Consider the following 12,620-nt stretch of genomic DNA (forward strand, 5'->3'; position numbering starts at 1 on the left):
CGTAGCCACCGGGTTCAGCCCGTGGCGGCCACTCCGGCGACCAAGAGGTCCAGTAGGCGCCCGGTCTGCTCGGGCGAGGCGCTGGTCAAGAAGATGCCGATCAAATTCGACACCACGTCGTCGGCCCGCACGTCCGCGCGCAGGCTGCCGTCCTCGGCACCGGTCCGCAACAGCAGATCGACCGCACCGACGATGCGTTCGCGGGTCTCATTGGGCTCCATCGCACCGGATTCGACGATGGCCCGCAGCGATTCCGCCATGCCGCGCTTGGCCGCGACGAAGGCGGCGTAGCGATCTAGCCAGCGCCGCAGCGCCACCTTGGGCGGGTGGTCGGCGAGCAGCTTTTCGGCCATCGCCGCGACGTCGCTCAGCTCGGCGCGGTAGACGGCCTCGACCAACGCCTCGCGATTGGGAAAGTGACGGTAGAGCGTGCCGATCCCCACCCCGGCGTCGCGGGCGATCGCCTCCAGCGGCACCGGGCTCCCGTCGGAGCCGCCGAACGCCGCGGCGGCGGCGGCAAGTAGCCGCTCCCGGTTGCGGCGCGCATCGGCACGACATTTCCCGACCAAAGCGGAGGGACCTCCGTTTCTGCTACGCTGACCAAGCGGAGGGCCCTCCGCTAACCACCAGTGTCTCACTTCCCGCTGACAGGAGCACCATGACCGACCATATTTCGCCCGGCGGCTCCGGCCGCATCGGCACACAGCACGTGGCGCGCATCGGCTACGGCGCCATGCAGCTCGACGAGAACATCCCCGCCGACGACGCCGTGGCGGTGCTGCACCGCGCCCTGGAACTCGGCGTCAACCACATCGACACCGCCTCCTTCTACGCCGGCGGCGAGGTCAACCACCGCATCCGCAAGGCGCTCGCGCCCTACCGCGACGACCTCGTCATCGTCAGCAAGGTCGGCGCCGCCTACACCGGCGTCGGCCCCGTTCCGCTGACCGCCGCCCAGAAACCAGCCGAACTACGCGCCGCCGTCGAAAACGACTTGCGCCAACTGGGCCTGGACACCGTGCCGGTGGTCAACCTGCGGCGCTACGACCTGGGGCCCGCACCGGCCCCGGAGGGCGACCAGAACGTCGGCCTCGACGACCAGCTGGCCGAGATGATCGCGCTGCGCGACGAGGGCAAGATCGCCGCGATCGGCATCAGCAGCGTGGGCCTGGACGTGGTGCAGCGGGCGCTGCCGGCCGGGATCGTGTGCGTGCAGAACGCCTACAGCCTGCTGGACCGTTCGCAGGAGGAGACGCTGGACTTCTGCGCCGACGAAGGCATCGCGTGGGTGCCCTACTTCCCGCTGGGTTCGGCGTTCCCCGGCTTCCCGAAGGTCACCGACAACACGACGGTCCGCGAGATCGCCGGCGAACTCGGCGCCACACCGGCCCAGATCGGGCTGGCCTGGCTGCTGACCACTTCGGCGAACACCTTGCTGATCCCCGGCACCGGATCGATCGCGCATCTGGAGCAGAACATGGCGGTGGCCGACATCGTGCTCAGCGACGACGCCGTCGCCCGCCTGGATGCCGTCACCGCCCCGGGGCAGGGCCCGGATTACGCCGCGAGCCTGCGCGAAGCGCTCCGGGAAGCCGCGGCGACCTGATCTCGCCGCCGGGTACCGTCGCAGGGTGAGCAGGGGCAAGCCGGTCCGACCGCCGTGGTGGCTGAAGCCGGCGAACAAGATCTTCATCCAGATGTCCCGGCTGGGTTTGCGGTTCGGCGGCGAGAGCCCGGTCGTGCTGACGGTGCCCGGTCGCAAGTCCGGGCAGCCCCGCTCGACACCGGTCACCCCGATGATCGTCGACGGCGTCGAATACGTCGTCGGCGGTTTCCCGGGCGCGGACTGGGTGGCCAATGTGCGCGCGGCCCGGCACGCCACCGTGGCCCGCGGCCGGCGTCGTGAGCAGGTGCGGATCGTCGAGCTCGGCGTCGACGAGGCCCGGCCGTTGCTGCGCCGCTGGCCGAGCGAGGTCCCCACCGGTGTCGGCTTCATGAAACGATCCGGACTGATCACCGACGGTCGCCCCGAGGAGTTCGAAGCACTCGCCGGGGTATGCCCGGTGTTCCGGTTCGAGCCGATCCAGAATGGAGTTCAACAGCCTTGAGCAGCAACCCGTTTGACGAGAGCATCTGGCGGTCGGTGGACGGCTTCGCCGATCTCACCGACATCACCTACCACCGCCACGTCACGGACGCCACGGTGCGGGTGGCGTTCAACCGCCCCGAGGTGCGCAATGCCTTTCGCCCGCACACCGTCGACGAGCTCTACCGGGCGCTCGATCACGCGCGGATGTCGTCGGATGTCGGCGTGGTGCTGCTGACCGGCAACGGGCCCTCCCCCAAGGACGGCGGCTGGGCGTTCTGCTCCGGCGGCGACCAGCGCATCCGCGGGCGCAGCGGCTACCAGTACGCCTCGGGAGAGACCGCGGACACCGTCGATGCCGCCCGGGCCGGACGCCTGCACATTCTGGAGGTACAGCGGCTGATCCGGTTCATGCCCAAACCGGTGATCGCCCTGGTCAACGGTTGGGCGGCCGGCGGCGGGCACAGCCTGCACGTGGTGTGCGACCTGACCCTGGCCAGCCGGGAACACGCCAGGTTCAAGCAGACCGACGCCGACGTCGGCAGTTTCGACGGCGGGTACGGCAGCGCCTATCTGGCCCGGCAAGTGGGCCAGAAGTTCTCCCGCGAGATCTTCTTTCTGGGCCGGGCCTACACCGCCGAACAGATGCACGCCATGGGCGCGGTCAACGAGGTAGTCGACCACGCCGAGCTGGAGGCCACCGGCGTGCAGTGGGCCAAGGAGATCAACGGTAAATCCCCTCAGGCCCAACGCATGTTGAAGTTCGCCTTCAACCTGCTCGATGACGGGCTGGTGGGCCAACAGCTCTTCGCCGGCGAGGCCACCCGGCTGGCCTACATGACCGATGAGGCCGTCGAGGGCCGTGATGCGTTCCTGCAGAAGCGCGATCCGGACTGGAGCCCCTTCCCCCGCTACTTCTGAGCGCTGCATCGCGAGCCTGTAGTTGGCGTGAAGAAGTGCGAGTGGGCTTCGCGGTAACTACAGGCTCGATGCATCCGGCGCGCCGCATAGAGTGTCTATCCATGAGCAAGAGCCCGTTACGCCGCCTGACCGAGGCGGTCGCCCTGACCGCGATGCGCCCGCCCGTCGCGCCGCAGCTGCTGGCGTATCGACCGCTGGCCAAACCGATCGAGCTGCGCGGCAAACGGGTGCTGCTCACCGGCGCCTCGTCGGGCATCGGCGAGGCCGCGGCCGAACTGTTCGCCGCCCAGGGCGCCACCGTGGTCGCGGCGGCCCGGCGCAAGGACCTGCTCGACGACGTGGTGGGCCGGATCACCGCCACCGGCGGCAACGCGATCGCGATCCCCTGCGACCTGTCCGACATGGACGCCGTGGACGCGCTGGCCGCCGACGTCGAGAAGCGGCTCGGCGGGGTGGACATCCTGGTCAACAACGCCGGCCGCTCCATCCGGCGACCGCTGGCCGAGTCACTGGAGCGCTGGCACGACGTCGAGCGCACCATGACGCTGAACTACTACTCGCCGCTGCGGCTGATCCGCGCGATCGCCCCCGGCATGTTCGAGCGCGGCGACGGGCACATCATCAACGTCGCCACCTGGGGCGTGATGACCGAAGCCTCGCCGCTGTTCGCGGTGTACAACGCCTCCAAAACCGCGCTGTCGGCGGTCAGCCGCGTCATCGAAACCGAGTGGGCCGGCAAGGGGGTGCACTCCACCACGCTGTACTACCCCCTGGTGGCGACCCCGATGATCGCACCGACCAAGGCGTTCCGGAACCGTCCGGCGCTCACCGCCCACGAGGCCGCCGAATGGATGATCACCGCGGCGCGCAGCCGGCCGGTTCGGATCGCCCCGCGGATCGCGGTGACCGCGCGCGCACTGGACGTGATGGCCCCGGGGCTGGTCACCACGGTCATGCAGCGCGGTACGTGATAGACACGAGGGTATGGAGATTCTGGCCAGCCGGGTGCTGCTCCGACCGGCCGACTACCAACGCTCACTGCGGTTCTACCGCGACGAGATCGGCCTGGCGATCGCCCGCGATTACGGCGCCGGGATGGTGTTCTACGCCGGGCAGTCGCTGATCGAGCTGGCCGGCCACGGCAACCCCGAGCGCACCGAGGCGCCCTTTCCGGGGGCGTTGTGGCTACAGGTACGCGACGTCGCCGCCACCCAGTCCGAGCTGGAGAGCCGCGGCGTTGCGATCGCCCGCACCGCCCGCCGCGAGCCCTGGGGACTGCATGAGATGCATGTCACGGATCCCGACGGCATCACCCTGATTTTCGTGGAGGTTCCCGCTGATCACCCCCTGCGCCGGGACTCCCGCCAGGACAAACGGGCCGAACCCCAAAGTGAACAGCAGGCGAACAGTTGAAAACGTCTCGAAGTACACCGGCGTTTCGCGAGCGTGATCGTTAGACAACGACAGCGCCGCCAGCCAGAATTGGCGCTGTGATGCTCTCGTGAGCCTTGATCTGTTCCTTTTGATCATCGTGGTGGTCACGGCGCTCGCCTTCGACTTCACCAACGGCTTTCATGACACCGGCAACGCGATGGCGACCTCGATCGCCAGTGGTGCGCTCAAGCCCAAGGCAGCGGTCACCCTCTCGGCGTGCTTGAACCTGCTCGGCGCGTTCCTGTCGACCGCCGTCGCGGCGACGATCGCCAAGGGCCTGGTCGACGCCCACCTGGTGAGCCTGGAGCTGGTCTTCGCCGGCCTGGTCGGCGGCATCGTCTGGAATCTGCTGACCTGGCTGCTGGGCATCCCGTCCAGTTCCTCGCACGCGCTGATCGGCGGCATCGTGGGGGCGATGATCGCCGCGGTCGGCGGGCACGGTGTGATCTGGAGCGGCGTGGTCTCCAAGGTTCTGGTCCCGGCGGTGGTGGCCACCGTGATCGCCACCCTGATCGCCTCGGTGGGCACCTGGCTGGTCTACCGCATCACCCGCAACGTCGATGAGAAGCACGCCGAGAAGGTGTTCCAGCGCGGCCAGATCGGCTCGGCCGCATTGGTCTCGCTCGCGCACGGCACCAACGACGCGCAGAAGACCATGGGCGTGATCTTTTTGGCATTGATGTCCTACGGCGCGGTCAGCACGTCTGCGACGCTGCCGCCGCTGTGGGTGATCGTCAGCTGCGCGATCGCGATGGCGGCCGGCACCTACACCGGCGGCTGGCGCATCATCCGCACCCTGGGCAAGGGCCTGGTCGAGATCAAGCCCCCGCAGGGCATGGCCGCCGAGTCGGCCGCCGCGGCAGTCATCCTGCTGTCCAGCCACTTCGGCTACTCGCTGTCCACCACCCAGGTCGCCACCGGCTCGGTGCTCGGCAGCGGTGTCGGCAAGCCGGGCGCGCAAGTCCGCTGGGGCGTCGCCGGCCGGATGGTGTCGGCCTGGCTGGTGACGCTGCCGATGGCCGGCGGGGTCGGCTCGGGTGCCTACGGGCTGGTCCACGGCATCGGGGGCTACCCCGGGATCATCGTCGGCGTGGCGCTGCTGATCACCGCGACCCTGGCGATCTGGCTGCGCTCGCGCCGGGCGCGCATCGACCACCACAACGTCAACGCCGAGTGGGAAGGCAGCCTGACCGGCGGCCTCACCGACATCGACGCCCACGTGCCGGCGCCGGCGCAGAGCCCGCTGGTCGAGCAGGCACTGCGGACCGCGTTCGAGGCCGACCCCGAAATACCGCAGCTGACCGTCATCACCAGCGACGCTCCCCCTGCGCGCGAAGTCGTCCGGTCATGAGCGAGTGGTTCAACTACGCCGCGACCCTCAAGATCCTGGTGTTCGGCCTGCTGGTCGGCGGGGCGCTGCCGGCGCTGTTCGCGGTCGGGGTGCGGGTCAACGCGATCGGCGCCAACGTCCCCGCGGCCGCTGACGGTAGCGCGAACGCGAAGCGGTCGGTGCTGATCGCGCTCAGCTGGGCGGTCTTCCTGGCGGTGCTGGCCGTGGTGGTCATCGGGGTGCTGTTCATCGCCCGCGACTTCCTGGGCCATCACTTCGGCTGGTACCTGCTCGGGGCCAAACCGAAGTAACCCGGTTCGACAAGGCGGGCGTGCGGCTGCAAAAATTCGCCGGGTGACCTTGGAGCTGTTCTTGTTGATCACGGTCGTGATCACCGCCCTGGCCTTCGACTTCACCAACGGCTTCCACGACACCGGCAACGCCGTCGCCACCGGAATCGCCAGCGGTGCGCTCAAACCGAAAACCGCTGTGACGCTGTGCGCCACGCTGAACCTCATCGGTGCGTTCCTGTCGACACAGGTCGCCGCGACGATCGCCAAGGATCTGGTGGTCACTCATCTGGTGACGCTGGAGGTCATGTTCGGCGGCCTGGTGGGCGGCATTGTGTGGAACCTGCTGACCTGGCTGCTGGGTATACCGTCGAGCTCCTCGCACGCCCTGATCGGCGGGGTGGTCGGGGCGATGATCGCCGCGGCCGGCGGGTCCGGCGTGCGCTGGGACGGTGTGGTGTCGAAAGTGTTGGTGCCCACCGTGGTAGCCGTGCTGGCCGCTACCTTGGTCGCCACCGTCGGAACCCGGCTGGTCTACCGGCTGACCCGTGATGTCCCCGCGCGGCGCACCCGGCGGGAGTTCCGTCGCGGTCAGGTCTTCTCGGCCGCCCTGATGTCGTTGGCCCACGGCACCAACGATGCCCAGAAGACGATGGGTGTGATCTTTCTGGCGCTGATCTCCTACGGCGCCGCCCGCAAGACCGACGTGATGCCGCCGTTGTGGGTGATCGTGTGCTGTGCGCTGGCGATGGCCGCCGGCACCTACTTCGGCGGCTGGCGGGTGATCCGGACTCTGGGCAAGGGGCTGGTGGACATCGAGCCACCCCAGGGCATGGCCGCCGAGTCGTCATCGGCGGCCATCATCTTGCTGTCCAGCCACTTCGGCTATTCGCTGTCGACCACCCAGGTGGTGACCGGGTCGGTGATGGGTTCGGGGCTGGGCAAACCCGGCGCCGACGTGCGCTGGGCGGTGGCCCGCCGGATGGCGACCGCCTGGCTGATCACCCTCCCGATGGCCGGCGCCATCGGGGCGCTCACCTACCGGCTGGTCCACACCATCGGCGGATTCCCGGGCACCATCACCGGGCTGGTCCTGCTGGTGGGAGCCGCGACGCTGATCTGGGTGCAGTCCCGCAAGGTCCCGGTCGATCACACCAATGTGACCGCCGACTGGGGTAAAAACATGACCGACGGACTTGAAGTCGTTGCACCGCAACCGGTTCCACACTCATCAGCGGGGGGACTTGACGCCGAGGAGGTCGACGTATGAACACACTCAGCGCCTGGTTCAACTATGTGGCCACGGCCAAGATCCTGATTTTCGGCCTGCTGATCGGCACCGCGATGCCCGGGCTGTTCGCGATCGGGGTGCGCCTGGGAGCGGCCGTGGACGGCCCCACCGAGCACCGTCGGGAATTGAGTGTGCTGCGGTGGGCGGTGTTCGCGCTGTTGCTGACGATCGTGCTGGTCGGGGTGTTGTTCATCAGCCGCGACTTCATCGAGCACCGCATCGGCTGGCAGTGGGATGACTGGGACGTCTGGGACGACGTGTTCGGAGCCGATTAGCCGTAATATCGACCCTGACATGGTGTCGGCGCCGGGAAGTTGACGCAGGATGAATAAGTTTCTCACCTCGATCGTTGCCTGGCTGCGCGCCGGATATCCCGACGGTGTCCCGCAGACCGACTACGTGCCGCTGCTGGCGCTGCTGTCCCGACGGCTGTCCAACGATGAGGTCAAGGCGGTCGCCGGGGAGCTGATCGGCCGGGGCGAGTTCGACCACGTCGACATCGGGGTGCTGATCGCCCGGCTCACCAACGAGCTGCCGGCCCAGGAGGATGTCGACCGGGTGCGGGAGCGGTTGGCCGCCAAGGGCTGGCTGCTCGACGACGCCCCCACCGGCGGAGCAACGCCATAGCCGGCCTGCGTGCACTGGTCGTCCCCTCCGACGGTGCGGTGTCGACGCTGCTGCCCGCCCTGCGCGACGTCCTGGACGGCCGCGGCGCCGCACTGACCCCGGTTGCCCCCGACGGCGATCCGTCGGTTCGGGAGGCGCTACGCGTGGGGGAACCCATCGATGACGATGTCGCGCTGGTGGTGACGACGTCGGGAACCACCGGGGCGCCCAAGGGCGCGCAGCTGACCGGCGCGGCGCTGCGGGCCAGCGCGGACGCCACCCACGACCGCCTGGGCGGTCCGGGCCGCTGGCTGCTGGCGTTGCCGCCGCATCACATCGCCGGAATCCAGGTCGTGGTACGCAGCCTGCTGGCCGGCACCACCCCGGTGCAGCTGGATGTGGCAACGGGTTTCGACGTCGACCAACTACCGGCGGCCGTCGCCGCTCTCGGGTCCGCGCGGCGTTACACCTCCCTGGTGGCCACGCAACTGGCCAAGGCACTGCGAACGCCTGCCGCGACAGCCGCGCTGGCCGAACTGGATGCGGTGCTGCTGGGCGGCGGGCCGGCGCCACAACCGATCCTGGATGCCGCGGCGGCCGCAGGCGTGCGGGTGGTGCGCACCTACGGCATGAGCGAAACCGCCGGCGGCTGCGTCTACGACGGCGTGCCGCTGTCGGAAGTCCGCGTGCGGATCGGCGCAGACGGGCGGATCGCGATCGGCGGACCGACGCTGGCCCGGGGTTACCGCAATCGGGTCGAACCCGATCCGTTCGCCGAACCGGGGTGGTTTCAGACCGACGACGTTGGCGCCCTGGATGATTCCGGGCGCCTGAGCGTGCTGGGGCGCGCCGACGATGCGATCAGCACCGGGGGGCTGACGGTGTTACCGGGGCCCGTGGAAGCCGTACTGTGCACCCACCCCGCGGTGTCCGAGTGCGCGGTGTTCGGGATCACCGATGATCGGCTCGGGCAGCGGGTCGCGGCCGCGGTGGTGGTGGCCGGTGTCACGCCGCCGACCCTAGAGGCGTTGCGTGCTCATGTGGCCGCGTCGCTGGACGCCACGGCCGCGCCGCGCGAGTTGCACATCGTCGACGCGCTGCCCCGACGCGGGATCGGAAAACTGGACCGAAAAGCTTTGGTACGCCAGTTTTCTCGCTGACTGAGCCGAAGGACGCGGGCTCAGGTCCCGCCGCCGCTCGAGCCACCGCTCGAGCCCCCGCTGGACCCGCCGCTCGAACCACCACTTGAATCGCCGCTGGACCCGCCGCCGGACCCGCCGCTCGAACCGCCGCTGGAGTCACCGTTCGAACCACCGCTGGACCCACCACTGGAGGTGCCCCCGGTGTCGCCGCCCGCGGAACTCGAGCCGCCGCCGGCGGAGCCGCTGCTGTCCGAGCCACCGGAGCTGTTGCCTGAGCCACCCGGGCTGCCTCCGGACCCGCTACTCCCGGATCCGCTGGTGTCACTGCCGCCGGTGCCGGTCCCGCCCGAGTCGGAACCGCTCGGCCCGGTGCTGCCACCGGATGTTCCACCGGGACTGCCGGACTGTTCGCCCGTGCCACTGCCGCCGGAACCGCCTGCGTCACCGCCCGATTCACCAGGGCTACTGCCGCCGGGGTTACTGCCGCCAGGGTTACTGCCGCCGGGGTTACTGCCGGAGCCACCGGTACTCCCGTCATCACCGCCGGTGCCAGTACCGCCGGAATGGCTTCCGCCCGAGTCAGTGCCGCCCGAACCGCTGCCGCCGGCATCGCCGCCACCGGAGTGGTTTCCACCCGACCCGCTGCCACCGGAACCGGCGTCACCGCCCGAACCGCTTCCGCCCGAACCGGCGTCACCACCCGAACCGCTGCCACCGGAACCGGCGTCACCACCGGGTTGGCCGCTCCCGGTGTGACCACCGCCGGACCCGACGCCTCCCCCGCTGCCGCTGCCGCCACTGCCGCTACCGCTACCGCCACTGCCGCCGAATCCACCGCCGCCACCGATGATGGGGCCGGTGATGATCGGGATCGGAATCGGGAACGGGATCACCCCCGGCGCGGCGGGTGCGACAGGCGGCGCCACCGGGGCCACGACCGGTGGCGCAGGCACCGCCGCAGGAGGCTGCGGATTCACCGGGGCCACAACGGGATTGGGCTCCGGGGCCTGGAGAGCGGGCCGCGGCACCGGCTTGGGCGGCGGCAACGCGGGCAAGAAGTTGCCCGGCACCGGCTGGGGCTGCGGCGGCTGTGCCACCACCGGAGGCTGCGACGGGGTGGTCGCGGCGGTCGGGCGGATCCCGATCGTGACGGCCACCGCCAGCGCGGCGCACCCGGCGACCAGGATGCCACCGACCGTGCTGCCCACCAGAAGTGCGCGACCCACCGGTGGCGGCGGGGCGTCGAACTCGTCGTCCGCGGCGGCCTCGGCGTCGTCGTAGGCGCCGAATTCGTAGTCGCCGTCGGCGTACTCCACGGGCAGCAACTCGGAGTCGTCATGGGTCATCGAGTACGCCAGCTGCTGGTCGGGCTCTGCATCGGGCACCGGTGGTGTCACCGCGGTGGCCGTTCCGTCCGCGGCGTCGATGTCGGGCAGCGCAGCCGCCATCGTCGGTTCGGCGGCAGTCACCGCCGGTGCGGCCATCGTCGCCTCCCCGCCGGGAGACGGCAGCATCGTCGTCTCGCCGTCGTCGCCCGAAACGTTGCGCGCCAACGCCACTGCCGAGCGCGCATGCGACTGCTCGGAGACGTTCTCGACGCCCGCCTCGTCGAGTGCCCGCCGAAGGTCGGCCAGCAATTCCGGGTCCGACCAGCACAGCCGCGTGGCGGCCAGCCGATGCCCTTCGTCGGCGAGCATCCGGTGCGTGCCGGTCACCGTCTCCGCCAGTGTCGCGACCGGATCCTGCGTCAGGTCAAGCATCGACTCGTCGAGAACGGCGTCACCGTAGGCATCCGACTCGACGAGCGCCAGGCGGGCCAGCGCGCCGGTCACCGAGACGCCCAGCGCGACATCCATCTGCGCGCCTCCTTCCGCCGCCACTTCGATTAGCCAGTCTAGTCGCGGGAACCCGGAGCCGAGCGGCGCCGATCCCCGCTGATCAGCGGCGCGCGGTCGCCGCGCGGTTATGGTGAGCAGGTGATCGCCGAGTCGACCAGGCGCTGGAACATCGGCCGTGACGTGACCGCTGCGGTGCTGCTGTGCACTGCGCCCGCACTGCCCTGGAGCCTGTACTTCGGGGTCGCAGTTCCCGGCAGCGACACCCGGTTGCTGACGCTGCTGGCCGCGGCGACGGTGCTCGCGCTGGGGTCGGTCGCCGCGACCTATGCCGGCCCCCGGGCGCTATTGGGCGCACACCCCGACCCGACTGTCATCGGCCGGCTACGCCGGTGGCTGGTTGCGCCGTACCTGGCGCTGGTGCTCGGTGTCGTGGTCGTCGACGTGGTGCAGACCATCCGATTCGGCGGCAGCTCACAGCCCCCCGGCGGCGTGGGCCCGGGTGCCTGGCTGGGCGTCACCGGAGCGTTGCTGGCCGGGCAACCGGTGCTCGCCGGCCCGGTCCGGTTCTGGAAGCGGGGCGCCCGCGTGCTGGGCTACGCCGCGATCGCCGGTGCCGCGGCGAGCGTGCTGTTCAATCTCTACTGGCGGGTGCGCTACGCCCTGCCCGACACGCACTCGGTAGGCGGCTTCGGTAAGCAGCATGTCGCGATCATCGTGACCTCGCTGGTGTACGGGGCGGTCGCCTGGTTCGCGGTACTGACGGCTTCGCGGTGGATTCTGCGGCGCGACAAGGCGTCCCAGCTCGGCGTCGTCATGCTGGGCGGCGCCACCCTGCTCGCCGGCGCCCTGGTCTGGGCGCTGCCGGTCGGCCGTGTCATCGACGGCTTTCACGGGATCGCGCAGAACACCTCCACGGCCGGGGTCGGGTTCGAGGGCTATCTGGTGTGGGCGGCCGCGGCGGCCATCTTCGCGGTGGCCGCGCTGCGCGACGCATCTCCGACGACCTGGCTGGGCGCGACGCGTAACGCGTTGCTGCTCATCATCGTCTGGGGCCTGGGGTCGGCGTTGATGCGCATCAACGACCTGGTGGTCGCGGCCGGACTGGATCTGCCGCGTTCGCCCTATGACAGCGCGGCGATGGCGTCCTTCGACGTGGTGACCGCGGTGGTCGCGGTGTGGCTCTGGATCAACCTGGGCAATCGGTCACTGCCGGCACCCGCCCTGTGGTCGGTGGCCGCGGTCTTGTTCGGGTTCACGATCGCGCGCCTGGTGGTGGGAATCGGGCTCGCACCGCGCCTGGCGGACTCCCAGCGCGACGCGGCACTGGCCCACCCGGTGTACGGCAACGGACTGGCCCAGCAGATCACCAGCACGTTCGATGTGGTGCTGTGCGGGCTGGCGTTGGGCGCTCTGGTGGTCACGATCATCGCCGGCCGCTTCGCCCTGCCCGCCGATGACCGACCCAAGCCCGGCGACCCCGGCTCACCGCACATCTTCCGGTCGCCGAACTCGACGCCGCTCGCACGCACGGGCGGGCCGAAGATCTACCGCGGAGCCGACGATTCGCCCGGCGCGCCGGCGCAGGACGGCTCGAGCCGTAGCTGAGCCCGCGGTTAAGGGGCGTGAGCAGCGCGGCAAAGCGTTTACCGAACGCGGCCGCCGGGTAGCCGAGACAGCGCTCT

The 12,620-nt window shown here is 70.1% G+C and carries 13 protein-coding genes and 1 pseudogene; 12 read left to right on the forward strand and 2 right to left on the reverse strand.

What is annotated here, in order from left to right; genetic code table 11:
- Nucleotides 1-14: 14 nt before the first annotated feature.
- Nucleotides 15-569 carry a TetR/AcrR family transcriptional regulator gene (locus BST28_RS14160; RefSeq protein ID WP_019737391.1) on the reverse strand — a complete coding sequence of 185 codons (555 nt, stop codon included), beginning with the start codon at nt 567-569 and terminating at the stop codon, nt 15-17.
- An 89-nt stretch (nt 570-658) separates the two neighbouring features.
- Here BST28_RS14160 and BST28_RS14165 point away from each other — a divergent pair, with 89 nt between their 5' ends.
- The 11 genes and pseudogenes from BST28_RS14165 to menE all read left to right on the forward strand — a co-directional run bounded on the left by BST28_RS14165 (nt 659) and on the right by menE (nt 9,118).
- Nucleotides 659-1,606 carry an aldo/keto reductase gene (locus BST28_RS14165; protein ID WP_019737392.1) on the forward strand — a complete coding sequence of 316 codons (948 nt, stop codon included), beginning with the start codon at nt 659-661 and terminating at the stop codon, nt 1,604-1,606.
- A 25-nt stretch (nt 1,607-1,631) separates the two neighbouring features.
- The gene (locus BST28_RS14170) at nt 1,632-2,108 is read left to right on the forward strand and encodes a nitroreductase family deazaflavin-dependent oxidoreductase (RefSeq protein ID WP_019737393.1); all 477 of its coding nucleotides are present in this window, start codon (nt 1,632-1,634) and stop codon (nt 2,106-2,108) included.
- Nucleotides 2,105-3,007 carry a 1,4-dihydroxy-2-naphthoyl-CoA synthase gene (locus BST28_RS14175; protein ID WP_019737394.1) on the forward strand — a complete coding sequence of 301 codons (903 nt, stop codon included), beginning with the start codon at nt 2,105-2,107 and terminating at the stop codon, nt 3,005-3,007. The genes BST28_RS14170 and BST28_RS14175 overlap by 4 nt, the downstream gene beginning before the upstream one ends.
- A 101-nt stretch (nt 3,008-3,108) precedes the next feature.
- A complete protein-coding gene (locus BST28_RS14180) occupies nt 3,109-3,978 on the forward strand; it encodes an SDR family oxidoreductase (RefSeq protein ID WP_083081528.1) in 870 nt (289 codons plus the stop codon).
- A 13-nt stretch (nt 3,979-3,991) separates the two neighbouring features.
- Nucleotides 3,992-4,420, forward strand: coding sequence for a VOC family protein (locus BST28_RS14185; RefSeq protein ID WP_065288110.1), 429 nt, complete (start codon nt 3,992-3,994; stop codon nt 4,418-4,420).
- Nucleotides 4,421-4,508: 88 nt separating this feature from the next.
- A complete protein-coding gene (locus tag BST28_RS14190) occupies nt 4,509-5,792 on the forward strand; it encodes an inorganic phosphate transporter (protein ID WP_083081530.1) in 1,284 nt (427 codons plus the stop codon).
- Entirely contained in the window at nt 5,789-6,082 is a 294-nt protein-coding gene (locus tag BST28_RS14195) for a hypothetical protein (RefSeq protein ID WP_083081532.1), read from the forward strand. Before BST28_RS14190 ends, BST28_RS14195 begins: the two co-directional genes overlap by 4 nt.
- Before the next feature lie 43 nt (nt 6,083-6,125).
- Nucleotides 6,126-7,301: pseudogene (locus BST28_RS14200) on the forward strand (inorganic phosphate transporter); the annotation flags it as partial.
- Nucleotides 7,302-7,327: 26 nt separating this feature from the next.
- Nucleotides 7,328-7,627 (forward strand): hypothetical protein, encoded by a 300-nt coding sequence (locus BST28_RS14205; RefSeq protein ID WP_083081536.1) that lies wholly within the window; start codon nt 7,328-7,330, stop codon nt 7,625-7,627.
- A 49-nt stretch (nt 7,628-7,676) separates the two neighbouring features.
- On the forward strand, nt 7,677-7,979 hold the full coding sequence (locus tag BST28_RS14210; protein ID WP_019737401.1) for a DUF3349 domain-containing protein: 303 nt from the start codon (nt 7,677-7,679) through the stop codon (nt 7,977-7,979).
- A gap of 38 nt (nt 7,980-8,017) precedes the next feature.
- Nucleotides 8,018-9,118, forward strand: coding sequence for an o-succinylbenzoate--CoA ligase (gene menE, locus BST28_RS14215; protein WP_207570104.1), 1,101 nt, complete (start codon nt 8,018-8,020; stop codon nt 9,116-9,118).
- A gap of 20 nt (nt 9,119-9,138) precedes the next feature.
- On the opposite strand, the gene BST28_RS24395 is transcribed toward menE, so the two are convergent.
- A complete protein-coding gene (locus tag BST28_RS24395; protein ID WP_083081540.1) occupies nt 9,139-10,956 on the reverse strand; it encodes a DUF7159 family protein in 1,818 nt (605 codons plus the stop codon).
- Between the two features lie 120 nt (nt 10,957-11,076).
- Here BST28_RS24395 and BST28_RS14225 point away from each other — a divergent pair, with 120 nt between their 5' ends.
- Nucleotides 11,077-12,543, forward strand: a complete 1,467-nt coding sequence (locus BST28_RS14225) for a DUF7937 domain-containing protein (RefSeq protein WP_019737347.1) — start codon at nt 11,077-11,079, stop codon at nt 12,541-12,543.
- Nucleotides 12,544-12,620: the final 77 nt, after the last annotated feature.

The organism is Mycolicibacter kumamotonensis (genome assembly GCF_002086285.1).
Classification (GTDB): domain Bacteria; phylum Actinomycetota; class Actinomycetes; order Mycobacteriales; family Mycobacteriaceae; genus Mycobacterium; species Mycobacterium kumamotonense.